At 71.4% G+C, this 21,819-nt stretch carries 24 protein-coding genes; 17 read left to right on the plus strand and 7 right to left on the minus strand.

The features are described 5' to 3' along the window. Nucleotides 1-9: 9 nt before the first annotated feature. The 3 genes from Asi03nite_RS19165 (at nt 10) to Asi03nite_RS19175 (ending at nt 3,773) form a co-directional block, all read left to right on the plus strand. A complete protein-coding gene (locus tag Asi03nite_RS19165) occupies nt 10-1,896 on the plus strand; it encodes a fumarate reductase/succinate dehydrogenase flavoprotein subunit (protein ID WP_203681518.1) in 1,887 nt (628 codons plus the stop codon). Continuing rightward, on the plus strand, nt 1,893-2,885 hold the full coding sequence (locus Asi03nite_RS19170; protein WP_203681520.1) for a succinate dehydrogenase/fumarate reductase iron-sulfur subunit: 993 nt from the start codon (nt 1,893-1,895) through the stop codon (nt 2,883-2,885). Before Asi03nite_RS19165 ends, Asi03nite_RS19170 begins: the two co-directional genes overlap by 4 nt. Before the next feature lie 222 nt (nt 2,886-3,107). Further along, nucleotides 3,108-3,773, plus strand: coding sequence for a GNAT family N-acetyltransferase (locus Asi03nite_RS19175; RefSeq protein WP_203681522.1), 666 nt, complete (start codon nt 3,108-3,110; stop codon nt 3,771-3,773). A gap of 203 nt (nt 3,774-3,976) precedes the next feature. Here Asi03nite_RS19175 and Asi03nite_RS19180 read toward each other — a convergent pair whose 3' ends face one another. Beyond that, the gene (locus Asi03nite_RS19180) at nt 3,977-4,501 is read right to left on the minus strand and encodes a GNAT family N-acetyltransferase (RefSeq protein ID WP_203681524.1); all 525 of its coding nucleotides are present in this window, start codon (nt 4,499-4,501) and stop codon (nt 3,977-3,979) included. 81 nt (nt 4,502-4,582) lie between these two features. Further along, a complete protein-coding gene (locus Asi03nite_RS19185; protein ID WP_203681525.1) occupies nt 4,583-4,843 on the minus strand; it encodes a hypothetical protein in 261 nt (86 codons plus the stop codon). 18 nt (nt 4,844-4,861) lie between these two features. Here Asi03nite_RS19185 and Asi03nite_RS19190 point away from each other — a divergent pair, with 18 nt between their 5' ends. The 11 genes from Asi03nite_RS19190 to Asi03nite_RS19240 all read left to right on the plus strand — a co-directional run bounded on the left by Asi03nite_RS19190 (nt 4,862) and on the right by Asi03nite_RS19240 (nt 14,923). After that, nucleotides 4,862-5,500 carry an alpha-ketoglutarate-dependent dioxygenase AlkB gene (locus tag Asi03nite_RS19190; protein ID WP_203681526.1) on the plus strand — a complete coding sequence of 213 codons (639 nt, stop codon included), beginning with the start codon at nt 4,862-4,864 and terminating at the stop codon, nt 5,498-5,500. A gap of 386 nt (nt 5,501-5,886) precedes the next feature. Continuing rightward, a complete protein-coding gene (locus Asi03nite_RS19195) occupies nt 5,887-6,645 on the plus strand; it encodes an ABC transporter ATP-binding protein (protein WP_203681527.1) in 759 nt (252 codons plus the stop codon). A gap of 25 nt (nt 6,646-6,670) precedes the next feature. Further along, a complete protein-coding gene (locus tag Asi03nite_RS19200) occupies nt 6,671-7,420 on the plus strand; it encodes an ABC transporter ATP-binding protein (protein WP_203681528.1) in 750 nt (249 codons plus the stop codon). Nucleotides 7,421-7,446: 26 nt separating this feature from the next. Further along, on the plus strand, nt 7,447-8,325 hold the full coding sequence (locus Asi03nite_RS19205; RefSeq protein ID WP_203681529.1) for a branched-chain amino acid ABC transporter permease: 879 nt from the start codon (nt 7,447-7,449) through the stop codon (nt 8,323-8,325). Continuing rightward, nucleotides 8,322-9,341, plus strand: coding sequence for a branched-chain amino acid ABC transporter permease (locus tag Asi03nite_RS19210; RefSeq protein WP_203681531.1), 1,020 nt, complete (start codon nt 8,322-8,324; stop codon nt 9,339-9,341). The genes Asi03nite_RS19205 and Asi03nite_RS19210 overlap by 4 nt, the downstream gene beginning before the upstream one ends. After that, a complete protein-coding gene (locus tag Asi03nite_RS19215) occupies nt 9,338-10,600 on the plus strand; it encodes an ABC transporter substrate-binding protein (RefSeq protein WP_203681533.1) in 1,263 nt (420 codons plus the stop codon). The genes Asi03nite_RS19210 and Asi03nite_RS19215 overlap by 4 nt, the downstream gene beginning before the upstream one ends. A 40-nt stretch (nt 10,601-10,640) precedes the next feature. After that, nucleotides 10,641-11,384 (plus strand): SDR family oxidoreductase, encoded by a 744-nt coding sequence (locus tag Asi03nite_RS19220; protein WP_203681535.1) that lies wholly within the window; start codon nt 10,641-10,643, stop codon nt 11,382-11,384. Next, nucleotides 11,381-12,154, plus strand: a complete 774-nt coding sequence (locus Asi03nite_RS19225; RefSeq protein WP_203681537.1) for an SDR family oxidoreductase — start codon at nt 11,381-11,383, stop codon at nt 12,152-12,154. The genes Asi03nite_RS19220 and Asi03nite_RS19225 overlap by 4 nt, the downstream gene beginning before the upstream one ends. Next, nucleotides 12,151-13,131, plus strand: a complete 981-nt coding sequence (locus Asi03nite_RS19230) for a phosphotransferase family protein (RefSeq protein ID WP_203681539.1) — start codon at nt 12,151-12,153, stop codon at nt 13,129-13,131. Before Asi03nite_RS19225 ends, Asi03nite_RS19230 begins: the two co-directional genes overlap by 4 nt. Then, nucleotides 13,131-14,330, plus strand: coding sequence for an acyl-CoA dehydrogenase family protein (locus tag Asi03nite_RS19235; protein ID WP_203681542.1), 1,200 nt, complete (start codon nt 13,131-13,133; stop codon nt 14,328-14,330). Before Asi03nite_RS19230 ends, Asi03nite_RS19235 begins: the two co-directional genes overlap by 1 nt. After that, nucleotides 14,327-14,923 (plus strand): TetR/AcrR family transcriptional regulator, encoded by a 597-nt coding sequence (locus Asi03nite_RS19240; RefSeq protein WP_203681544.1) that lies wholly within the window; start codon nt 14,327-14,329, stop codon nt 14,921-14,923. Before Asi03nite_RS19235 ends, Asi03nite_RS19240 begins: the two co-directional genes overlap by 4 nt. Before the next feature lie 51 nt (nt 14,924-14,974). Here the strand turns inward: Asi03nite_RS19240 and Asi03nite_RS19245 are convergent, their stop codons facing one another. The 4 genes from Asi03nite_RS19245 to Asi03nite_RS19260 form a co-directional block, all read right to left on the minus strand. Further along, a complete protein-coding gene (locus tag Asi03nite_RS19245) occupies nt 14,975-15,559 on the minus strand; it encodes a Uma2 family endonuclease (RefSeq protein ID WP_203681546.1) in 585 nt (194 codons plus the stop codon). Nucleotides 15,560-15,669: 110 nt separating this feature from the next. After that, nucleotides 15,670-16,758: an alcohol dehydrogenase catalytic domain-containing protein gene (locus Asi03nite_RS19250; RefSeq protein WP_203681548.1), complete on the minus strand. Its 1,089-nt coding sequence runs from the start codon at nt 16,756-16,758 to the stop codon at nt 15,670-15,672. Beyond that, nucleotides 16,755-18,164: an aldehyde dehydrogenase family protein gene (locus Asi03nite_RS19255; RefSeq protein ID WP_203681550.1), complete on the minus strand. Its 1,410-nt coding sequence runs from the start codon at nt 18,162-18,164 to the stop codon at nt 16,755-16,757. Before Asi03nite_RS19255 ends, Asi03nite_RS19250 begins: the two co-directional genes overlap by 4 nt. Further along, nucleotides 18,161-18,790: a TetR/AcrR family transcriptional regulator gene (locus Asi03nite_RS19260; RefSeq protein ID WP_203681552.1), complete on the minus strand. Its 630-nt coding sequence runs from the start codon at nt 18,788-18,790 to the stop codon at nt 18,161-18,163. The genes Asi03nite_RS19255 and Asi03nite_RS19260 overlap by 4 nt, the downstream gene beginning before the upstream one ends. Nucleotides 18,791-18,908: 118 nt before the next feature. Here Asi03nite_RS19260 and Asi03nite_RS19265 point away from each other — a divergent pair, with 118 nt between their 5' ends. Then, nucleotides 18,909-20,450, plus strand: a complete 1,542-nt coding sequence (locus tag Asi03nite_RS19265) for a long-chain-fatty-acid--CoA ligase (protein WP_203681554.1) — start codon at nt 18,909-18,911, stop codon at nt 20,448-20,450. Here the strand turns inward: Asi03nite_RS19265 and Asi03nite_RS19270 are convergent, their stop codons facing one another. Next, nucleotides 20,451-20,873, minus strand: coding sequence for a (deoxy)nucleoside triphosphate pyrophosphohydrolase (locus Asi03nite_RS19270; RefSeq protein WP_203681556.1), 423 nt, complete (start codon nt 20,871-20,873; stop codon nt 20,451-20,453). Between the two features lie 183 nt (nt 20,874-21,056). Here Asi03nite_RS19270 and Asi03nite_RS19275 point away from each other — a divergent pair, with 183 nt between their 5' ends. Together Asi03nite_RS19275 and Asi03nite_RS19280 are read left to right on the plus strand one after the other, a co-directional pair. Next, nucleotides 21,057-21,371, plus strand: coding sequence for a pterin dehydratase (locus Asi03nite_RS19275; RefSeq protein ID WP_203681558.1), 315 nt, complete (start codon nt 21,057-21,059; stop codon nt 21,369-21,371). A gap of 24 nt (nt 21,372-21,395) precedes the next feature. Beyond that, on the plus strand, nt 21,396-21,758 hold the full coding sequence (locus Asi03nite_RS19280) for a PH domain-containing protein (protein WP_203681560.1): 363 nt from the start codon (nt 21,396-21,398) through the stop codon (nt 21,756-21,758). Nucleotides 21,759-21,819: the final 61 nt, after the last annotated feature.

Raw genomic sequence — 21,819 nt, forward strand, 5'->3', positions numbered from 1 at the left:
CGGACGACGATGACCACCACAACCGAACGCCATCTGTACGACGTCGTGGTGATCGGCGCGGGCGGGGCGGGCCTGCGCGCGGCGATCGAGGCCCGGCTGGCCGGCAAGCGCACCGCGATCATCTCCAAGTCGCTGTTCGGCAAGGCGCACACGGTGATGGCCGAGGGCGGCGCCGCGGCGGCCATGGGGAACGTGAACAGCCGGGACAACTGGATGGTGCACTTCCGGGACACCATGCGCGGCGGCAAGTTCCTGAACAACTTCCGGATGGCCGAGCTGCACGCCAAGGAGGCCCCGGAGCGGATCTGGGAGCTGGAGACGTACGGGGCGCTGTTCGACCGGACGAAGGACGGCAAGATCTCCCAGCGGAACTTCGGCGGCCACGAGTACCCGCGGCTCGCCCACGTCGGCGACCGCACCGGCCTGGAGCTGATCCGTACCCTGCAGCAGAAGATCGTCTCGCTGCAGCAGGAGGACTTCGCCGAGACCGGCAGCTACGAGTCGCGGATCCGGGTGTTCCAGGAGACCACGATCACCGAGCTGCTGCTCGACGGCGACCGGGTGGCCGGCGCCTTCGGGTACTACCGCGAATCCGGCGACTTCCTGCTCTTCGAGGCGCCCGCGGTGGTGCTCGCCACCGGCGGCGTCGGCCGCAGCTACAAGGTCACCTCGAACTCCTGGGAGTACACCGGCGACGGCCACGCGCTGGCCCTGCGCGCCGGCGCCACCCTGATCAACATGGAGTTCCTGCAGTTCCACCCGACCGGCATGGTGTGGCCGCCCAGCGTCAAGGGCATCCTGGTCACCGAGTCGGTCCGGGGCGACGGCGGGGTGCTGCGCAACTCCGAGGGCAAGCGGTTCATGTTCGACTACGTCCCGGACGTCTTCCGCAAGCAGTACGCGGAGACCGAGGAGGAGGCCGACCGCTGGTACACCGACCCGGACAACAACCGCCGGCCGCCCGAGCTGCTCCCCCGCGACGAGGTGGCCCGGGCGATCAACAGCGAGGTCAAGGCGGGGCGCGGCAGCCCGGCCGGTGGGGTCTTCCTGGACGTCTCCACCCGGATGCCGGCCGAGACGATCATCCGGCGGCTCCCGTCGATGCACCACCAGTTCAAGGAGCTGGCCGACGTCGACATCACCAAGGAGCCGATGGAGGTCGGGCCGACCTGTCATTACGTGATGGGCGGCGTCGAGGTGGACCCGGACACCGGCGCGGCGGCCGGCTCGGTGCGGGGGCTGTTCGCGGCCGGCGAGGTGTCCGGCGGCATGCACGGCTCCAACCGGCTGGGCGGGAACTCCCTCTCCGACCTGCTGGTCTTCGGAAAACGGGCCGGTGAGCACGCCGCGGCGTACGTGGACTCGCTGCCCAGGCGCCCCAAGCCGGACCGGGTGGACGTGGCAGCGGCCGCCGAGGTGGCGCTCGCGCCGCTGGCGCGCGAGCAGGGCGAGAACCCGTACACCCTGCAGCAGGACCTGCAGGCGGTGATGGGCGACCTGGTCGGCATCATTCGCCGGGAGGGCGAGCTCGGCGAGGCCCTCAAGCGGCTGCACGAGCTGCGGCTGCGGGTGGCGGACGTCGCGGCCGTCGGCGGCCGGCGCTACAACCCGGGCTGGCACCTAGCCCTCGACCTGCGCAACATGCTGATCGTCTCGGAGTGCACGGCGAAGGCGGCGCTGGAGCGCGAGGAGTCGCGCGGCGGGCACACCCGGGAGGACTTCCCGAAGATGAGCCCGCAGTGGCGGCGGATCAACCTGGTCTGCTCGCTCGACGAGGCCGGCGAGGTGCGCCTGGACCGCAAGCCGGTGCCGGCCATGCCACCCGAGCTGCTGGATCTGTTCGATCGCAGCGAGCTGGCGAAGTACCTGACCGACGAGGAGCTGGGGGAAGAGTGAACCGACACTTCCGCGTCTGGCGGGGCGACTCGTCCGGCGGCGACCTGAAGGACTTCGACGTCGAGGTGAACGACGGCGAGGTCGTGCTGGACATCATCCACCGCCTGCAGGCCACCCAGGCCCCCGACCTGGCCTGCCGGTGGAACTGCAAGGCCGGCAAGTGCGGCTCCTGCTCGATGGAGATCAACGGCATGCCCCGGCTCGGGTGCATGACGCGGATGTCCACGTTCACCCCTGACGAGACGATCACGATCACCCCGCTGCGGACCTTCCCGGTGATCCGGGACCTGGTCACCGACGTCTCCTTCAACTACGAGAAGGCGCGCGAGACCCCGGCCTTCGCCCCGCCGCCCGGCGTCGCCCCCGGCCAGTACCGGATGCAGCAGGTCGACGTGGAGCGCAGCCAGGAATTCCGCAAGTGCATCGAGTGCTACCTCTGCCAGAACACCTGCCACGTGGTCCGCGACCACGAGGAGAACAAGGAGTCCTTCTCCGGCCCACGCTTCTTCATCCGCGCCGCCGAGCTCGACATGCACCCGCTGGACAACCGCACCGACCGTAAGCAGTACGCCCAGCGGAGTCAGGGCCTCGGCTTCTGCAACATCACCAAGTGCTGCACCGAGGTCTGCCCGGAGCACATCAAGATCACCGACAACGCCATCATCCCGATGAAGGAGCGCGTCGTGGATCGTCGCTACGATCCTCTGGTCCGGCTCGGCCGCAAGATCTTCCGCCGCGACCAGCTGGAGAACATGGCCCCGTCCACCTCCGAGGGCGTCTCCGGCATCGGCGCCGGCATGACCTACACCAGCGCCCGCCTGCCCGAGGGGCCGCCGGTCGGCCCGGACGGCCGGCTGGAGATCGCCGAGCTGGCGGCGCCCGTCCAGGGCGGCCCGTCGCCGTTCGGCGAGGACATGACGTTCCCGCTCCCGCCGGAGCATGTCTCCTACCACCACCCGGAGACCGACCGGTCCGCCGGCCACCCCTGAAACCCGTTCCCGGGTACGTCCCTGGCCGCCCCACCGCACCTCAGCCCCTGGCACTCCCCGCGCGCGACGCCGCGGCCCACTCCCGGACGCGGCCCGCGCCGCCGGCTGCCGGCCGGCAGTCAGGGGTCTCTCCGGACCCGCGGAACACCCCTGGAGACCAGCTGGGGAGCCGGCGGCGGAACGGTGCGACGGGGGCTGTCGGGTGACGCCTAGAGTTGGCGCATGCCGTCGTTCGTGTCGCCCGCTCTTGCCGCTGGGACGTTTGCCGGGTCGGCACAGCCGGAGATCCGGGGCGATGGTGTGCTGTTGCGGCCGTGGCGGGAGACGGACCGGGCGGCGGTCGTCGCGGGGTATGCCGATCCGGCCATTCAGCAGTGGCACTGCCGGACCATGACCCCGGAGGAGGCCGCGGCCTGGATCGCGGCCTGGCCGCACCGCTGGCGGTCGGAGACCGGGGCGGGCTGGGCCGTCGTCGACACCGGGGAGCTGTCGCCGCCGGACGGCGGCGCGGCGTCCGGGCCGGAGAACTACGGTTCGGCCGGGTCGGACGGCGGCGGGTCGGCCGCGTCGGACAGTGGCCGGGCGGTCGGGCAGATCAGCTTCCGGAGGATCGACCTGGACGGCGGGTCGGCCGAGATCTCCTACTGGGTGCTGCCCGGATCCCGTGGACGCCGCATCGCTCCGCGCGCGCTTTCCGCTCTGACGAACTGGGCCTTCACCGATCTCGGCCTGCATCGGCTGGAGCTGAACCACTCCACCGCGAACACGGCCTCCTGCCGCGTCGCCACCCGGGCGGGTTTCCCGGCCGAGGGCACGAAGCGAGCCGAGGCCCGCCATGCCGACGGCTGGCACGACATGCACCAGCATGCCCGCCTCGCCACCGACTGACCTGAGCCGAGAGGTCGGCCGACGGCGGGCCGGGGTCTGCCGGCAGGCATGGGCCGGTGCCCGGGCCGCCGGTGAGGTTCGGCAGGCGCAGCGCGGAGCCCGTCGGCCGCGGTGGACCAGCGCGGGTTCCGGCGGTCGGCGGGCACCGGCCGGCGGAGCGCGGAGCACAGTCGGCCGGAGTGAGTCGGCGGGGGCCGAGGCGGTCAGCGTAAGTCGGCCGGCGGGGTGGTGGAGTCGGTCAGGAAGAGCTGGGTGATGGTGACGTCGTGCCAGGCGCCGTGCTTCCAGCCGATCCGGGAGTGGGTGCCGACAGGCTGGAAGCCCAGTGCCGCGTGCAACGCCAGGCTCGGCTCGTTCGGAAGGGTGGTCTTGGCGACCGCCACCCGGAACCCGCGGGCGGCCAACGTGGGGAGCAGCACCCCGTACAGAGCCCGGCCGGCGCCCGTGCGGCGGCGGCCCAGCTCCAGGTAGACGCTGACCTCGCAGGACCAGCGGTAGGCCGGCCGGGCCGCGAAGGGGCGGGCGTAGGCGTAGCCGATCACCCGGCCGGCGTCCTCGGCGACCAGCCAGGCGTGGGTGGCCGCGGACTCGGCGATCCGGACGGCCATCGCGGCCGGGGTCGGCGGCTCGGTCTCGAAGGTGATCGCGGTGTCTAGCACGTATGGGCGGTAGACGGCGGCGCAGGCGTGCGCGTCGGCGGCCGTGGCGTCCCGGATGGTCAGTGACATGCCGACCATCGTCGGTGATCGGCGGGCTTCACGTCGTACCGGATCAATTCGGTTCCGCGGTTCCGGTTCTTGAATTTTCGCCTAGCCGGCGGGCGAGGCCGTCGAGCAGGCGCTTGAGCCCGAAGGCGAAGGAGTCCTCCAGGACGCGGTCGGGCCCGGGGCCGGCGACCCCGTTGAGGCGGCGTGGTGCGGATAGCCGCCGTCCATCCGCTCGACCAGCGGCTCGATCTGCCCGGCCGGGCGCAGGCCGCCGCGGCGGGCGGCGGCCATCAGGGCGGACCCGGTGGTGGCGGAGCCGATGGCGTGGGAGTTGTCCACAGGGCCGGCCGAAGAGCCGAACATCAGTACTAATATTGCGGCATGAGCAGTGCTTATCAGCCTTCGATGCTCGACCTGATGACACCGGCGGGCTCGGGCCCCGCCCTCGAGCCGCTGGCCGGGGCGACCCGGCATCGGCTCACCGCCGGCGCCTGGGTCGACCTGCTACCGGGGTGGCTGCACGGGTCCGACGCGGTGTTCGAGACCCTGCTCGGGATCGACTGGCGGGCCGAGCGGCGGAAGATGTATGACGGCGTGGTGGACGTCCCCCGGCTGCTGCGGTGGTTCGGGGCGGGCGAGCCACTGCCGCATCCGGCACTGGTCGAGGCGCGATCGGCGCTGAACGCGCACTATGCCCCCGAGCTGGGCGAGGAGTTCGTGACCGCGGGAATGTGCCTGTATCGGGACGGGCGGGACAGCGTGGCCTGGCACGGCGACACGATCGGGCGGTCGGCCAGCGAGGACACCATGGTGGCGATCGTGTCGGTGGGGTCGCCGCGGAATTTGCTGCTGCGGCCCCGGGCCGGCGGGCGGGAGACGTTGCGGTTCCCGTTGGGGCACGGGGATCTGATCGTGATGGGTGGGTCCTGCCAGCGGACCTGGGAGCACGCGGTGCCCAAGACGGCTCGCGGGGTGGGGCCGCGGATCAGCGTGCAGTTCCGGCCTCGCGGGGTGGCTTAGCACGGGGCGGGCCCGGTGTTCGGCGCCGCCCGGTGACGCCGTTCGTGGCCGGATGGCCTCGTTCGCCGGTGGACCCGGCGTTGCCTTTTGGCGCCGCTGCCGGCGGAGCCGGCGCCTGATCAGCCTGTTGCCGTCCGTGGGCGGGCGCGGTCACGGTCCCGGGTCTCGTGGTGGCCGTCCGTCCACCTGGCGGCGGGCCGGCGGCTCATCCGCCCGCCGGCAACGGCGTCTGCGCTGATCACAGCTTTTCGGTGCGGTCCATGTTCGCGCCAGGTAACGGGGGCGTTGCAAGTAGTTGACGAGGCGGATCAGAAAGTTACACTCCTAGTGTAAATAGTTGACCATCACGCTCCACTGTGGACTAAAGCTGTCCGAACGAGGTGGCCATGTCGACGAAAACCCCTGTTCCTGAGCTTGTGCTCGACCAGATAACGGTTCGCTTCGGTGGGCTGGTCGCTCTTGATGACGTCTCGCTGAGGGTTCCGGCGGGGCGGATCGTGGGGGTGATCGGGCCGAACGGGGCCGGCAAGACCACGCTCTTCAACGTCATCTGCGGGTTCGTGACGCCCAGCGCCGGGCAGATCAGCCTCGGTGGACGGAGCTGGAAGCCGCGCCCGCACCGGCTGAACCGGCTCGGAATCGCCCGGACGCTGCAGGGGGTGGGGCAGTTCGGCGGGCTGACCGTGCTGGAGAACGTGCTGGTCGGCGCGCGTGGCTTCCGCTCCGGAGAGGAACCGGCCGGGCGCGGGTGGCCGGCCGGGCGGGCACGGCAGTCCGAACAGGACGCCCTTGCGGCTCTGGAGAGGTGCGGCGTCGCGGAATACGCGCACGCGTATCCGGGGACGCTGCCCTACGCGGTCCGCAAGCGGATCGAGCTGGCTCGCGCCCTCGCCGCCCGGCCCCGGATCCTGATGCTCGACGAGCCGGCCGGCGGGCTGGACACCGACGAGATCCATTGGCTGGCCGGGCTGATCAAGACGGCGGGGACCACGGTCCTGCTGGTGGAGCACCACATGGATCTGGTCATGTCGGTCTGCGACGAGATCCTGGTGCTCGACTTCGGCAAGCCGATCGCGCTCGGCACGCCCGCCGGGATCAGAGCGAACGAAAAGGTGACCGAGGCCTACCTGGGAACCGCGGCATGAACGCGAACGGGGAGGCGAGTGCGGCATGGCCGTGAACCCGGACGAGCCCTACCGGAAGCAGAGCGGCCTCCTGGAGGTCGAGGATCTCACCGCCGGCTACGGCGCGGCGCCGGTCCTGCACGACGTCCGGTTCACCGTGCGGCCCGGCCAGATCGTCGCCGTGCTGGGAGCGAACGGCGCCGGCAAGACCACCCTCCTGCGCGCCCTGTCCGGCCTGGTCGAAGCGGACCACGGCCGGATCGTGTTCGACGGCGAGGATCTGCGCGACGTCAAGGTGGAGCAGATGGTCCGCCGCGGCATCGCGCACGTGCCGGAGGGCCGCGGGGTGGTCACCGAGCTCACCGTCGACGAGAACCTGCGGCTCGGCGGGCTCTGGCGACGCGACCGCGCGGACGCGGCGCGCGCCCTGGACGAGGTCTACGACCTCTTTCCGGCGCTGGCACAACGGCGTGCCAGCGCCGGGCACCAACTCTCCGGCGGCGAGCGGCAGATGCTCGCGCTGGGCCGCGCCCTGATCGGCCGGCCCCGGCTGCTGCTGCTCGACGAGCCGTCGCTGGGCCTGGCCCCGAGGATCACCGCGCAGATCCTGGCGCTGCTGCGGGAGCTGCGGGACCGCACCGGGCTCGCGGTGCTGCTGGTCGAGCAGAACGTGCGCAGCGCGCTCTCCGTCGCCGACGAGGGCATCGTCCTGTCGCTGGGCCGCGTGGTCACCCGCAACTCCGCCGCCGACCTGCGCGACGACGCCGACCTGCGGCACGCCTACCTGGGTTTCTGACGAGGACGAGAGGAGGGGCCGAGAGGATGGACAGATTCTTCTACCTGACCTTCGACGGGCTCAGCCGGGGCGCGGTGTACGCCGCGTTCGCGCTGGCCCTGGTGTTGATCTGGCGAGCCGCCCGGATCGTCAACTTCGCTCAGGGCGCGATGGCCGTGGCCGCCGTCTACGTGGCGTACTCGGTGACCGGCGCGACCGGGTCGTACTGGCTCGGTTTCGCCGCCGCCCTGGTCTTCGGCCTGCTGCTGGGCATCGCCGTGGAGAAGGCGGTGATGCGCTTCGTGGACCACTCGTCGCCGCTCAACGGCGTGGTCGTGGCGCTCGGCCTGGTGCTGATCACACAGGGGGTGCTCGGCATGGTCTACGGCAACGAGTACCGGCCGGTGACCACCCCGTTCCGCCGGGACGCGTTCGACGTCGGCGGGATCGCGCTGCTCAGCCGGTACGACGTGTTCGTGTTCGCCGCGGTGGGCGCGGTGGTCGTCGCGCTCACGCTGCTGTTCACCCGCACGGCGGCCGGGTTGCGGATGCGTGCCGCCGCGTTCGCCCCGGACGTGTCCCGGCTGCTCGGCGTCCCGGTCGGCGGCATGTTGACGCTGGGCTGGGCGCTCGCCGCCGCGGTCGGGTCGCTGGCCGGGATGCTGGTGGTCCCGACCGAGTTGGGCCTGCACCCGACGGCGATGGACGTGGTGTTCGTGTCCGCGTTCACCGCCGCCGTGGTGGGTGGCCTGGACAGCCCGATCGGCGCGGTGACCGGCGGTCTGATCGTCGGGCTGCTGCTCTCCTACGTCAGCGGTTACCTGGGCGCGACTGTCGCCCCGATGGCGGTGCTGCTCCTGCTCGTGGTGGTGCTGCTCGGCCGGCCGGGCGGGCTGTTCTCGAGCTCGAAGGCGAGGCTGGCATGACGGACGTCCGGGAGAAGCGCGCCACGGAGGCCGTACAGAGCAAGGCTTTCAAGAGGAAGAAGACGCCCCATCCGATCTGGTACGCCGTGGCGGGCGCCGTGCTCGTCGCCGCCCTCACCCATTACCTCCCGCCGTTCCGGAACTACCAGCTGGCCACCGTCGGCGCCTACTTCACGGTGACCGCCGGCCTGACCGTCCTCACCGGACTCAACGGGCAGCTGTCGCTGGGGCACGGCGCCCTGATGGCCACCGGCGCCTACACGTTCGCGCTGGCCCAGAACCGGTGGCTGGCCCTGCCGCTCAGCTTCGCCGCCGCCTTGCTCGTCACGACGCTGGCGGGCGTGGTGATCGGGCTGGCCGCGGCCCGGTTGCGCGGCCCCTACCTGGCCGGCCTCACGCTCGCGGTGGCGGTCGTGGTGCCGTCGGTGACCAGCACGTTCGACGACACGTTCAACAGCGACATGGGCCTGTCGATCGCGCTCGACCCGCCGCCCGGCGCCGTCGCGATGGAGCAGTGGCAGGCCTGGCTCTGCTGGACGGGCGCGCTGATCACCGCGTTGCTGCTGGCCGTGCTGGTGCGCGGGCGGTTCGGGCGGGACCTGCGCGCGGTGCGGGACGACGAGACCGCGGCCCGGCTGGCGGGGGTGCACGTGGCCCGTACCCAGGTCCTCGCGTTCGTCGTCAGCGCCGCCTGCGCCGGCCTGTCCGGCGCGCTCTTCGCGGTCCTGGCGCAGAGCGTCTCCCCCGGCGCCTTCCCGCTGACCCTGTCGCTGTTCCTGGTGATGGCCATCGTGATCGGCGGCCTGGGCCGGCTGGCCGGCGCGCTCTGCGGAGCGGTGCTGCTGGTCGCGCTGCCCGCGCTGGCCCAGACCGCCGGGGAACGCTCCGGGTCGCAACGGCTGGAGGGCAACCTGGCCCTGGTGATCTTCGGCGTGGTGCTCGTGGTCGTCATGCTGGCCGCCCCGGGCGGCCTGGCTTCCCTTCGATTGTCCACGATATTCAGGAGGAAACGATGAAACGCACCACGGCGGTGTTCCTCGCCGTCCTCTTGTTCGCCGGGGCCTGCGAGGGCTCCTCCTCGAAGAGCGGTTCCGGCGGCGGCAGCGTCCCGGGGGTGACCGACAGCGAGGTCGTGGTCGGCACGCACATGCCGCTGACCGGACCGGCCGCGGCCGGATACGCCAAGATCTCACCGGCCACCAAGGCCTACTTCGACTTCGTCAACGCGGGCGGCGGGATCCACGGCCGGAAGATCACCTACCAGGTCAAGGACGACGCCTACAACCCGGCGACCACCCAGCAGGTGGTGCGTGAGCTGGTTCTACAGGACAAGGTCTTCGCGATCCTGAACGGCCTGGGCACCGCGACGCACTCCGGCGTGCTGGACTTCCTGAAGACCAACCGGGTGCCGGACCTCTTCGTGGCCAGCGGCAGCCGCACCTGGAACCAGCCGGACAAGTATCCGCAGACGTTCGGCTTCAACCCGGACTACACCGTCGAGGGCAAGATCCTCGGCAGTTACGTCAAGCAGAACCTGGCCGGCAAGAGGGCCTGCTTCCTCGGCCAGGACGACGACTTCGGCCGGGACAGCCTGGCCGGGATCGAGAAGATCCTGGGCCCGGTGGCGGCCGAGCAGAGCTACGTGACCAGCAGCCCGAACGTGGGCCCGCAGATGGGCGCGCTCAAGGCGGCCGGCTGCGAGGTGGTGCTGCTCGCCACGATCCCGGGCTTCACCGCGCTGTCGATCGGCACGGCCGCGAAGATCGGCTTCAAGCCGCAGTTCGTGGTCAGCAACGTGGGCGCCGACCCGGCCACGGTCAGCAAGGCGCTGGGGGCGGCCGCGCCGCTGCTGGAGGGCGTCGTCTCGGCGAACTACCTGCCGTTGACCACTGACGCGCCGAACCCGTGGATCCAGCTCTTCAAGAAGGTCAACGACCAGTACAACGGTGGCGCGGAGTTCGACAACAACGTGGTCTACGGGATGTCCGTGGCGTACCTGTTCGTGCAGTCGCTGCAGGCCGCGGGCAGGGACCTGACCCGCGACGGGATCACCGCCGCGGTCCGCCGGAACGGATTCCAGGGCCCGGGTCTGGTCCCGCTGCGCTTCTCCGACAAGGATCATTCCGGGTACGGCGGTCAGCAGCTCACCCGGATCGAGGGCGGCAAGGCGGTGTTCTTCGGGCAGGCCTGGACCACCGACGACGCGGACGGCGCGGTGCAGCCGTACACCGGTCAACCCGTGACGCCCCCGCAGAACGGGATCCCGGCAGCGTAATATTCGCACGCTGAGTGCATAAAGACTGAGGAGGAGTGCGATGGCGGACCAAGTGGCGATCGTGACCGGGGCAAGCCGGGGAATCGGGTTCGCCATCGCGCAACGCTTCGTCGCCCAGGGGACGAAGGTCGCGATCACCGGCCGGGACGCGGACGCGCTGGCGGCCGCGGTCACCCAGCTGGGCGGAGAGGACGTGGCGCTCGGGGTGGCCGGCAAGGGCGACGACGCGGACCACCGGAGCGCGGTGGTGGACGCGGTGAACGAGAGGTTCGGGCCGGTCACCACGCTGGTCAACAACATCGGGATCAACCCGGCGTACGGGACGCTGGCCACCCTGGACCTGAACGCCGCGCGCAAGATGGCCGAGGTCAACCTGATCGGCACGCTCGGCTGGGTGCAGGAGGCGCTGCGCGGCGGGCTGTCCGAGGGCGGCTCGGTCGTCAACATCTCGTCGGTCTCCGGGGTCCGCCCGGCGCCCGGCATCGCGTTCTACGGCACCACCAAGGCCGCGCTGATCCACCTCACCGAGGAGCTGGCCGTCGAGCTGGCGCCGCGGATCAGGGTGAACGCGGTAGCGCCGGCCGTGGTCAAGACCCGCTTCGCGACAGCGCTCTTCGAGGGCCGGGAGGAGCAGGTCACCGCGACGTACCCGCTCAAGCGCCTGGGCGTGCCGGAGGACGTGGCCGGCACGGTGGCGTTCCTCTGCTCGCCGGACGCGTCCTGGATCACCGGGCAGACCATCGTGCTCGACGGCGGCGTCACCCTGACCGGGGTGGTCGAGTGAGGCGCGTCGTCGTCACCGGCGCCGGCGGAGGGATCGGCGCCGCGCTGGCCCGGCGGTTCGCCGCCGACGGCGCCAGGGTCGTGGTCAGCGACATCAACCCCGCCGCGGCCGAGGCGGTGGCCCGGGAGATCGGCGCCGTCGCGGTGGCTGCCGACGCGGCGTCCGAGGCCGATGTACGACGGCTGGTCGCCCGCTCCTCGGAAGAGCTCGGCGGGATCGACCTGTTCTGCTCGAACGCCGGCGTGCTGAGCGCCGGTGACGAGAACACCCCGGACGAGCAGTGGGACCGCGACTTCGCGGTGAACGTGATGTCGCACGTCCACGTCACCCGCGCGCTGCTGCCCCAGTGGCTGGACTCGGGCGCCCCGAAGCGGCTGCTGATCACGGTGAGCGCGGCCGGGCTGCTGACCCTGTTGGGCAGCGCCACCTACTCGGTGACCAAGCACGCGGCGCTCGCCTACGCGGAATGGCTGCGCGCCACGTACGCCCATCGGGGTCTGATCGTCCAGGCGCTCTGCCCGCAGGGTGTCCGCACCGACATGCTGACCAGCGGGAACGCCCGCGGCAGCGGCAGCGCCGCGCTGCTCGCCGAGGGAGCGCTGGAGCCGGCCGCGGTGGCCGATCACGTCGCGGAGTCGCTGACCGGCACCGGTTTCCTGATCCTGCCCCATCCGGAGGTCGCGGAGTACTACCGCTTGCGCGCGACGGATCCGGACCGTTGGCTGGGTGGCATGAACAAGTTGCAGCGCGGCTTCGAGGGGCGGGAATGAAGGGGCTGGACCTGGAGAGGCTCCAGGACTACCTGGACAGTCCGCCGCTGACCGGGACGATGTTCGCGGGCGGGCGGTCCAATCTGACGTACGCGGTGACCGACGGGACGAACCGCTGGGTGCTGCGCCGGCCGCCGCTCGGGCATGTACTGCCGACCGCGCACGACATGGCCCGCGAGCACAGGGTCCTGGACGCGCTCGCCAAGGCGGGCTTCCCGGTGCCGGCCCCGGTGCTGCTCTGCACCGACGCCGAGGTCATCGGGGCGCCGTTCTACCTGATGGAGCACGTCGACGGAAAGATCTACCGGGACGCCGCCGACCTGGAGAAGGTCGACCTGCGCGGCCTGACGCTCAGGCTCGTCGACACGCTGGCCGACCTGCACGCCCTGGTGCCCGGCGAGATCGGGCTGGGCGACTTCGGCAGGCCGGAGGGCTTCAACGCCCGCCAGGTCCGCCGCTGGAAGCAGCAGTTGGACGCGTCGCGCAGCCGCGAGCTGTCCGGCATCGAGGAGTTGCACGCCCGGCTCGCCGCGGACATCCCGGCCGGCGGGCCCGGCGCCGTGGTGCACGGCGACTTCCGCCTGGACAACGTGCTGATCGGCGACGGTCTGACGGTCAACGCGGTGCTGGACTGGGAGATGTCGACGCTCGGCGACCCGCTCAGCGACCTGGCCCTGATGCTGGTCTACGCGGGCCGGCCGCTGCTGATCCGGGACGGTCGGCCGGTCGCCCCGATCGACCTGCCCGGCCACCCGGCGCTCGACGAGATGGCCGCGCGGTACGCCGAGCGCAGTGGCCGCGACGTCGGCGACCTGCACTGGTACGTGGGGTTCGCGGCGTTCAAGCTGGCCGTCATCCTGGAGGGCGTGCACTACCGCTTCACCAAGGGCCAGACCGTCGGCGCCGGCTTCGACACCGTCGGCGCCATGGTGCCCGAGCTGATCGAGCAGGGCCACCGAGCGCTGGAAGGACACTGATGGACTTCGAGTTCGACGCGACGACCGAGGACTACCGCAAGCGGCTGCTCGCCTTCATGGACGAGCACGTGTACCCGGCCGAGGCCGGTTACCACTCCGACGGCTGGGAGCCTCCGGCCGTACTGGAAAGTCTGAAGGTCGCGGCGAAGGCCGCCGGGCTCTGGAATCTCTTCCTGCCCGGCGAGCACGGCGCCGGCCTGACCAACCTGCAGTACGCGCCGCTCGCCGAGATCACCGGGCGCAGTCCGGCGATCGCCCCGGCGGCGCTGAACTGTGCCGCCCCGGACACCGGCAACATGGAGGTGCTCGCCGAGTTCGGCACCCCGCAGCAGCGGGAACAGTGGCTGCGGCCGCTGCTCGACGGCACCATCCGGTCCGCCTTCGCGATGACCGAGCCGCAGGTCGCGTCGTCGGACGCGACGAACATCGGCACCCGGATCGAGCGGGACGGCGACGAGTACGTCATCAACGGGCACAAGTTCTACATCACCGGCGCGATGAACCCGAACTGCCGGATCTTCATCGTGATGGGCAAGACCGACCCGGACGCGGAACGGCACGTGCAGCAGAGCCAGATCCTGGTGCCGCGGGACACCCCGGGCCTCACGGTGAAGCGCGGCATGACCGTCTTCGGCTACACCGACGGAGACCACGGCGGCCACGCCGAGTTGATCTTCGAGAACGTCCGGGTGCCGGTGAGCAACCTGATCGGGGTCGAGGGCGGCGGCTTCGCGATCTCCCAGGCGCGGCTCGGCCCGGGCCGGATCCACCACTGCATGCGGCTGATCGGCATGGCCGAGCGCGGCCTGGAACTGATGTGCCGGCGTTCGCTGGCCCGCGCCCCGTTCGGCAAACCGCTCGCCGAGCAGGGCGTGGTCCAGGACTGGATCGCCGAGTCGCGGGTCCGCATCGAGCAGGCCCGCCTGCTGGTGCTCAAGGCCGCCTGGCTGATGGACACGGTCGGCAACAAGGGCGCGCACACCGAGATCCAGGCCATCAAGATCGTGGTGCCGTCCACCGTGGAGTGGATCCTGGACAAGGCGATCCAGGCCCACGGCGCGGCCGGGACCAGCCAGGACACGCCGCTCGCCGCGCTCTGGGCGGCGGCCCGCACGCTGCGCCTCGCCGACGGCCCCGACGAGGTGCACAAGCGGTCGCTGGCCCGGCGGGAGCTGAACCGGTACCGGAGTCGCCCGTGACCACACCCCCGCGGGCGGACGGTCGCACCGCGCGGTCCGAGCGGACCCGCAACGCGATCGTCGACGCCCACCTCCGGTTGATCGCCGACGGGGACCTGCGCCCCACCGCGGACCGGATCGCCAAGCTCGCCGGTGTCTCGCTGCGCGCGCTGTGGAGCCACTTCGCCGACATGGAGGCGCTGATGGCGGCCAGCGGGCAGCGGGTGCTGGAGCAGCGCGACGCGTCGTACCGACCGATCCCGCCGGGCCTGCCACTGGCCGACCGGATCGAGCGGTTCAGCCACCAGCGGGCCCGCCTGCTGGAGGAGATCGGGCCGGCGGCGCGGGCGTCCGCGCTGAAGGAGCCGTTCTCCAGCGCGCTGCAGCGCTACCGGCGGGTGCACGTGTCCCGGGTCCGTGACGAGTTGACCAGCACGTTTCCCGAGGAGATCGGGTCCGACGAGGATCTGCTGAACGCGTTGACCGCGATCAGCCTGTGGCCCACCTGGTCGACCTGGCGGGAGGCGATGGAGCTGCCCGTCGAGGCGGCCCGGACCGCTCTGGCCCGCGGCGTGCACGCGCTGCTCACGCGAGGCTCGAACGCCGACAGCTGAGCGGGTCGCCGGCGACCGCCCGGGGACCACGTCCACGAGGGTCGCCGCGGCTCAGCTCGTGCGGCCGGGGAGCAGCCCGTCCAGATCCAGCTCGATCGCGAACGGCACGGGAATACGCAGCTTGCCACGATGAATTCCGGTCGGCACGTAGGAGCGCGTCGGTCCATCGAGCTCGTAGGTGTGGACGACAGGCGCCCCGTCGTCCTCTTCCTCGACGATCCAGTAGTTCGCGATGCCGGACTCCGCATACTTGCGCAGCTTGACTGTCCGGTCGCGGTGCGCCGACTCGGGCGAGACCACCTCGATCACCAAGAGGACCTGATCGGGCGTGAAGAAGGTGCGGCGCAGATCACGGGGCTGCTCTGTGACCAGAACATCCGGTTCGGGACGATTCTTGTCGTCCAGTCGAATCGTGATCTCCCGCACGACTTCGATGCCCGCCGGCGCCTGCGCCCGGAGGGCACCCCGCAGTTCATCGATGAGAATGGCGTGCCAGATTCGCCGCGGAGACATCATGAAGACGAGTGCTCCATCAATCAGCTCGGTGTGACGGGGCGCTTCAGGAAGATGGTCGAGGTCGTCGGCGAACCAGCCCTCCGGGCGGGGCGGGCGCATCCACTCGGGCACCGCGGTCATGGCGTCACCGTAGCATTCAGTGATGGCCGCCTCCCTGTTGCGCAGCCGGCGGCCGCGTGGCTGTGCGGGACCTCGCCGGCGCGGGACGCGACCCGGCGAGGTCCCGGCGATCACAGACGGACAACCGAGCGGGCGCCCTCGCCCCGGGCCATCCGTTCGAAGGCGGCCGGCACGCCGGCCAGCCCGATCCGGTCGGTGATCAGGTGGTCCAGGGACAGCTTGCCGTCCAGCACGTCCCGGGCCAGCGCCGGCACCGCCACGTCCGGGTCCGCCTGGCCGTAGACCGAGGCCCGCAACGTCCGCGCGGACGAGAAGATGTCCAGCGCGGCCAGCTGCACCAGGTCGTCGGCCGCGCCCATCCCGACCACGGTGACCTGGCCGCCGCGCCGGGTGGCCCGCCACGCGGCGCGGATCGTCGACGCCCGGCCGACGCACTCGATGGCGTGGTCGGCGCCGCGGCCCTCGGTGCGCGCCCGCACGTCCTTGGAGAGCGTGTCCGACGAGACCACGAAATCGGTCGCGCCGGCCGCCTCCGCCAGGCCCTTCTTCGCCTCGGTGACGTCCACCGCGATCACCTGCGCGGCACCGGCCGCCCGGGCCGCCGCGACCACCGACAGCCCGACCCCGCCGAGCCCGATCACCAGCACCGACTCGCCCGCCCGTACGCTCGCGGTGTTGCGGACCGCGCCGGATCCGGTCAGCACCGCGCACCCGAGTAGGGCCGCCACTTCGAAATCCAACTCCCGGGGTACGGCGATCACCGCGTTCTCCGGCGCCACCACCTGCTCGGCGAACGCGCCCAGCCCGAGGCACACGTGCACCGGCGCCCCGTCCAGCGTCATGCCGTTCTCCAGCGCCGCCACCCCGGACGACGTGGAGCACAGCCACGGCTGCCCGTGCTCGCAGAACCAGCAGCCGCGGCAGGGCGGCTGCCAGTTCAGCACCACGTGGTCGCCGACCGCGGCCCGGGTGACGTGCTCGCCCACCTCGACCACCTCGCCGGCCGCCTCGTGACCGAGCACGAGCGGGTGCGGCGGCCGCAGCGTACCGTTGATCATGGAAAGGTCGGAGTGGCAGACGCCTGCCGCGCGGACCCGGACCCGCACCTGCCCGGGGCCGATCTCGGGCAGTCGCAGCTCCTCGACGGCGGCCGGGCCGCCGGTCTCCCGGACGACCAGTCCGGACACGTAGCGGGTCATCGCTGGATCGCCTTCACCTGCTGGAACTCCTCCAGGCCGAACCGGCCCAGTTCCCGGCCGACGCCGGACTGCTTGTACCCGCCGAACGGGGCGAACGGATTGAACGAGCCGCCGTTCACGTCGACCGCGCCGGTGCGGATCCGCCGGGCCACCGCCAGGGCGTGCTCGTCGCCGCCCCAGACCGCGCCGGCCAGGCCGTACTTCGAATTGTTGGCGATCCGCACGGCCTCGTCGTCGGTGTCGAACGGAATGATCGACAGCACCGGCCCGAAGACCTCCTCCTGGGCCAGCTCGCTCTCCGGGTCGACGTCGGCGAAGACGGTCGGCGCCACGAAGTGCCCGGTGTCCGGCAGCGGCGCGTCCAGGCCGCCGGCCACCAGCCGGGCCTCGGCGCGCTCGATGAAGCCGCGGACCCGCTCCCGCTGGCCGGCCGAGACCAGCGGGCCGAGCCGGGTGGCCGGGTCGAACGGGTCACCGACGGGGTAGCCGGCGGCGGTCTTGGCGGCCAGCGCGACCGCCTCGTCGTAGTGGCTGCGGTGCACCAGCATCCGGGTCCACGCGGTGCACGTCTGGCCGGAGTTGAGGAATGCGTTGCCGACGCCGACCTTGACCGCCTTGACCAGGTCGGCGTCCTCCAGGATCACGTTCGCCGACTTGCCGCCGAGTTCCAGGGAGACCTTGGCGATGCGGTCCGCGGCGGCGTGCGTGATCGCCCGCCCGGTCGCGGTGGAGCCGGTGAACGAGATCATGTCGATGTCCGGGTGGCCGGCGATGGCCGCGCCGACCACCGGGCCGGTGCCGGTGACCAGGTTCAGCACGCCGGGCGGCAGGCCCGCCTCGTCCGCCGCGTCGACGAGCAGGTACGCCACCAGGGGGGTCAGCTCGCTCGGCTTGAGCACCACCGTGCAGCCGGCCGCCAGCGCCGCCCCGACCTTCGCCACCACCTGGTGCAGCGGATAGTTCCACGGGGTGATCGCGCCGACCACGCCGGCCGCCTCGCGCACGACCAGCGAGTTGCCGATCGTCTCCTCCTCGGCCGGGCGGGACGCCAGGTCCGCGTACCCCTTGAGGACCGTGAGCGGCAGGCCGGCCTGGACCGCCTGCGCCACCTTCAGCGGTGTGCCCAGCTCCCGTCCGACCGTGCGGGCGATGTCCGCGGCCCGGGCGGCCAGCGCCTCGTGCAGCCGGCCCAGGGCGGCGCCGCGCCCGGCCGCCGGCAGGCCGGCCCAGCCGTCGAAGGCCTGCCGGGCGGCGGAGACCGCGAGGTTCACGTCCTCCGGCGTGCCCGCCGGGACGTGCCCGATCACCTGCTCGGTGTACGGGTTCTCCACCTCGATCCGGGCCGCCGACTCCGGCGGCACCCACGCGCCGCCGATGTAGAGCTGTTCCCGCAATTCCGACGTCATCGGCGTACCCCTTGGTCGTAGTGGTCGGACAGGCCGGCGAGCAGCACGTCCAGCCCGAGTTCGAACGCGCCCTCGTCGATCTCGGCGCGGTGGGCCGACAGCTCGTGGGCACGGTGCAGGTGCGGATAGCGGTCGTAGAGCTCCGGGTCGCTCTCGAAGCCGAGCGCGAACGAGCCGAGCGCGGAGCCGGTGATCAGGTACCGCATCAGCGCGCCGATGTGGGTGGCCCGCGACCGCGACCAACCGGCGTCGATCAGCGCGCCGTAGACGGCCTCCGCCATGGCCAACCCGTGCGGGCGCCGGCCGGGGCCGGTGGCCAGCACCGGGACGATGTTCGGGTGGGCGGCGAGCACCGCGTGGTACGACTTCGCCCAGAGCCGCAGCGCCTCGCGCCAGTCGGAGTCGGCGAACACCTCGATGTCGACCTGCGCCACCACCGACTCGGCGACCGCGTCGACGATCTCCGCCTTGGTGGCGAAGTGGTTGTAGAGCGACGGGCCCTGCACCCCGAGCTCGGTGGCGAGCCGCCGCATCGAGAGCGCGTCCAGCCCCTCCGCGTCGATCAGCGCCGAGGCGGCCTCGACGATGCGCTCCCGGGTGAGCAGCGCCTGCCGTGGCCGAGCCATGTGGGCACTCCTTCCGAACCGGATCCCTGGAAATCGGGAATCAGCACTGGACGCGCAAAAACTTACGCCGCTAGTTTATGCGCTAGCTGCGACGTACATCACTCCGGAAGGAACCAGCATGACGACTCTGTCCCTGGCCACAGTTCTGGCGGAGAGCGCGCGCCGGTACCCGGAGAAGGTGGCGGTGGTCGACGCGGGCGCCCGGATCACGTACCACGAGTTGTGGCAGCAGGCCCGGGAGTACGCCGCAGGCCTGCGCGAGCTGGGCGTCGGCCCGGGCAGCACGGTCGCCGTGATGATCCCGAACGTCGCCGACTTCCCCCGCGTCTACTACGCCGCGCTGGCCGTCGGCGCCCGCGTCGTGCCGGTCTCGCTGCTGCTGACAGCGGAGGAGGTGGCCTACGTCCTGACCGACAGCCAGGCCGACCTGATCGTCACCCACTCCGCGTTCCTGCAGGTGGGCGCCGGCGCGGCGGGGATCGCCCGGACCCCGCTGGTGAACGTCGGCCCGCTGCCGGCCGGGCTGCCGGACGCGCCGCGGCGGCTGGAGGAGGTGTCGGCGGCCGTCCCGGCGCTGCACACCTACGTGACCCGGCAGGCCGAGGACGTCGCGGTGGTCCTCTACACCAGCGGCACCACCGGCAAGCCCAAGGGCGCCCTGCTCACCCACCTGAACCTGGTGATGAACGCCGCGGTGAACGTGTTCGACGTGCACCCTCTCACCCGCGACGACGTGGTGCTGGGCTGCCTGCCGCTGTTCCACACGTTCGGCCAGACGGTCGGGATGAACGCGACGTTCCGGTTGGGCGGGACGCTGGTGCTGCTGGCCCGCTTCTCCGGCGAGGCGGCGATCGACCTGATGCTGCGGGAGAACGTGGCGATCTTCCACGGCGTGCCGACCATGTACATCGGGCTGCTGGAGGCCGCGGCGAAGGCGGAACGGCTGCCCAGACTCAAACTGTGCGTCTCCGGCGGGGCGTCGCTGCCGGTCGCGGTGCTGGAGCGGTTTACCGAGGCGTTCGGCTCGCACATCTGGGAGGGTTACGGCCTGTCCGAGACCTCGCCTACGGCGACGACCAACCAGCCGGCGTACGGGGCCAAGCCGGGCACTGTCGGTCATCCGGTCTGGGGCGTGGAGGTGGAGATCGCGCGCCCCGAGGTGCCGGAGCGGATCGAGTTCCTGCCCGACGGCGAGCTGGGCGAGATCGTGGTCCGCGGGCACAACGTGTTCGCCGGCTACCTGAACCGGCCGGAGGCGACCGCGGAGGCCATCGTCGACGGCTGGTTCCGTACCGGCGACCTGGGTGTCAAGGACGACGAGGGCTTCATCAGCATCGTCGACCGGACCAAGGACCTGATCATCCGCGGCGGCTTCAACGTCTATCCGCGTGAGGTGGAGGAGGTGATCGCCCGGCACCCGGCGATCCAACAGGTCGCGGTGATCGGGGTGGCGCACCCGACGCACGGCGAGGAGATCTGCGCCGTCGTGGTGCCCGCCGAGCCGGGCCTGACCGAGCAGGAGCTGATCGACTGGTCGCGGGACCGGCTCGGCAAGCACAAGTACCCGCGTCAGGTCCGGTTCGCCGAGTCGCTCCCGCTCGGGCCGAGCATGAAGGTGCTCAAGCGGGAGCTGCGCAAGCAGTACTCGGGCAAGCAGTAATCAGGTCAGCAGGGCGGGCAGTTCGGCGACGATCGGGACGTCCGCGGGCAGCCACGGGACGCTGTCCAACTGGTCCACGGCCAGCCAGCGCAGAGCCGAGTGCTCCAGCGCCTCCGGCACGCCGCCGTCGAGCACCTCGACGGCGTAGACCCGGAGCACGGCACGGCCGTGGGCCAGCGGCACGTCCGGGCCGACCCGGTCGCCGACCCGTACCCTGATCCCGAGCTCCTCGGCGCACTCCCGGGCCAGCGCCCGCTGGTCGGTCTCGCCCGGCTCGACCTTGCCGCCGGGGAACTCCCATTTGCCGGCCGCCTCCGGCGGAGCGCTGCGCTGGCAGGCGAGCACCTGCCCGCCCGCGATGATCACCGCCGCGACGATCACCCTCGGTGATGGCGGGGACTTGACGTACTGTTCCGACGGCATGGCATCCAAGATCGCACAAAACTCCGCCGAACAGGTTGCCCGAGCCGCCCTGATCGTCCCCCAAACACGGATATGTGGGCGTGGACATCACTGTCCCGACGGACGACACTGTGCCTACCGACCATGACGACACGGCGACAGTTCGGCCACAAGCTGGCAACAACGCTAACGGGGGGTGCGGCCATGCGGGCTAGAAAACGCCGGGACAACTCCGGCTCGGACTATCTGAGCGACGCCCTCGCGCTATTGGGCGGCTGGACCCGGGACGGCGTGCAGCTGCGCCGCGATCTCGCGTGCGACGACAGCCAGCATGCCGCATTGACCGAGCGGATCAAGGTGGCGGCGGACACACTCGCGATCCGCCCGGTGATCCGGCGCGTCGATGGGCACACCCAGATCTGCCTGGGTGACCGGGACGGCGAGGCGATCACCCACGGTGAGGTAACCCTCGCCGCACGCATCGAGGATTTCTACCGCACCGTGCTCGATCACCCGTAGAGATCGCGGGCTACGCTGCCGCGCATGGCAGACGTGATCTACGACAACAAGAGTCAGCTGGAGCAGGTCGAAAGTGGCCTGCTGGAGGGCGAGACGATCATCGCCGTCTACGACGCGATCGGTGTGGGCACCGGTTTCCTCGGGCTGACGAACCGCCGGATCATCATCCAGGACAAGTCGTTCGTCGGTAAGAAGTTCGCGATCACCAGCATCCCGTACAACAAGGTGAGCTCGGTCAGCGTGGTCAGCAACAAGAGCTGGGCCGGCCAGTTCTTCTCCAGTGGCGAGATCGCCATCACCGTGGGACAGCACGTCTACGAGATCGAGTTCCGCGGCTCGGACAAGGCGCACCACGCTCACAACACGATCCTGCAGCACGCCTCCTGACGGCCACGGGCTCACCGCCCGCCGATCGCCCGCGTCGCAGGACGTACCGGCGGCCGGCGGG

The organism is Actinoplanes siamensis (assembly GCF_016862395.1).
Taxonomy (GTDB): Bacteria; Actinomycetota; Actinomycetes; order Mycobacteriales; family Micromonosporaceae; genus Actinoplanes; species Actinoplanes siamensis.